3 protein-coding genes are annotated in these 2046 nt (G+C 46.7%); 1 reads left to right on the plus strand and 2 read right to left on the minus strand.

Annotation, left to right across the window (positions count from 1 at the left end; genetic code table 11):
* Positions 1-290, minus strand: a 290-nt coding sequence (locus PX484_RS03910; RefSeq protein WP_288102924.1) for a GNAT family N-acetyltransferase, incomplete at its 3' end; no start/stop codon positions are given.
* A gap of 310 nt (positions 291-600) precedes the next feature.
* On the opposite strand from PX484_RS03910, the gene PX484_RS03915 reads away from it, so the two are divergent.
* A complete protein-coding gene (locus PX484_RS03915; protein ID WP_287764686.1) occupies positions 601-1596 on the plus strand; it encodes a carbohydrate kinase family protein in 996 nt (331 codons plus the stop codon).
* 10 nt (positions 1597-1606) lie between these two features.
* Here the strand turns inward: PX484_RS03915 and PX484_RS03920 are convergent.
* The coding region (locus PX484_RS03920; RefSeq protein ID WP_353853210.1) for an alpha/beta fold hydrolase at positions 1607-2046 on the minus strand (440 nt) is incomplete at its 5' end.

The raw sequence follows: 2046 nt of genomic DNA on the forward strand, positions 1-2046 counted from the left end.
ACTGTTTCTACTAATTTACGCCCTAAACCCGCTCCCTGATAATCGGGATGAACAATCACATCCCAAATAGTTGCCCGATAAATGCCGTCAGAAATGGCGCGAGCAAAACCAATTAATTGCCGCTCATTCCACACCGTCACCACCGGATCACTATAGTCAATTGCGGTTTCTAAATCTTCTAAACGGCGATCGATTGCCCAAAATGCGGTTAAATTAAATAATTCTCGTAGTTGCAATAGATCTATCTTGCTTTTATCCTCGTCAAACTGAATCCGACTACAATCAACCATGATATTTCCTTAGTCTAAGACTAAAAAATAAAAGAGGATTCACGCTCGATCGGGCTGATTTATGAGCAATTTCCCCTAATCTATGTGTTTGATTATACTAAATGTCTAAGATAATCTCTAGTTGATTTATCGTGATTTCTTGACAAGTTATTAATCAGTAATCAGGAGTCGGTCGTCAGGAGATAGGAGTCAGCAGTCAGGAGGAGATAGGGTGATAGGGTTTTGGGGTGATAGGGTGATGATACAGCTTCCCCACTACCCCACTTCATAATTCATAATTCATAATTCATAATTCATAATTCCCACACCAATGCTTAACAATCAAAGATCTTCGCCGGTGTCTGTCATTTGTTTAGGGGAAATCCTCTATGATCTAATTGCCGATCAAAGCGATCGCGCTATAGAGCAAGTGACTTCTTGGACAACCTACGCGGGGGGTGCGCCGGCAAACGTGGCCTGTGGATTGCGAAAATTGGGCATAAATTCGGCTTTTATCGGTTGTGTGGGCAAAGATCAACCAGGAGAACAGTTAATCGCCTTGCTAGACGCTCTCGGAGTCGATACCACTGGTGTACAGTATCATGCCACCCTACCCACCCGACAAGTTTATGTCACCCGCGATGCTGGGGGAGACAGACATTTTGCGGGTTTTGGCGGCAGAAAAACAACTGATTTTGCCGACACTGCCCTTAATGCTGACTTATTACCCGAAAATCTGTTGAAAAATGCCGATTATCTAGTGATGGGAACCCTAGGGTTAGCCTATCCCCCAGCAAGAGCGGCGATGATGCGGGCCATCGAATTAGCTAAAATTTACGCGGTGAAAGTATTGGTCGATATCAACTGGCGACCGGTTTTTTGGCCTAATCTTGAGGCCGCTCCTGATCAGATTCGAGATTTTATTGCCCAGGCCGATTTGCTCAAATGTAGCGAGGAAGAAGCAAGCTGGTTATTTGGCACTGATAGCCCGGGAGAAATATCATCACAATACCCCAATTTAGGGGCAATTCTGGTTACGCGCGGCGCAAAAGGTTGTAAATATCATTTAGGCGAAAATAGCGGCACTGTAGAGGCTTTTTCTGGGGAGGTAGTGGATACCACTGGGGCGGGGGATGGCTTTGTGGCTGGTTTTTTAGCTCGTGCCGGTCTTGTAGGCGATAAAATCGAGGAAAATGCCGATTTAGCGCGTAAGGCGGTGATTTATGCCTGTGCGGTGGGGGCAATGGTGACAAGGGGGGCAGGAGCGATCGCATCCCAACCGACTCGGGAACAGGTGGAGGAGTTTCTAGCGGCCCTTGACTCCTAGAAATTAGCCCTTATTTGCCAGTTTTTTGGTCAAACCAGTCTAAAACCCGATTCCATGCCCACCAGCGATCGCTATCGCCCCACTGACGCTGACAGGATAAACTGCTGATATAACCCACATGACCACCGTGGTTGGTTAAGAGTAGATCCACGTGGGGATTATCAGCGATCGCTGCTTGCAGATCGGGAATAACTGCGGGGGAAAAGAGGGGATCATCGGCCGCGTAGAGGATAAAAGTGGGTTTAGTTAAATAGGGTTGAAAGGGCAAGGGACTACTAGCGGCATAATAGTCATAGACTGTCTCAAATCCTAGCTTTTTAATCACTAATTCTCGATCGAATCCGGCAATCGTGGTGGCGCGAGTAATTGCTTCGGGATCGATATGATCGGGATGAGCTTGATGGATGCGTTTGGCTAACTTGCGTAATTCCCTGGCGATCGCTTTTTCCA

Source organism: Microcystis sp. M49636_WE2 (assembly GCF_030065375.1).
GTDB classification, from domain to species: Bacteria; Cyanobacteriota; Cyanobacteriia; order Cyanobacteriales; family Microcystaceae; genus Microcystis; species Microcystis aeruginosa_C.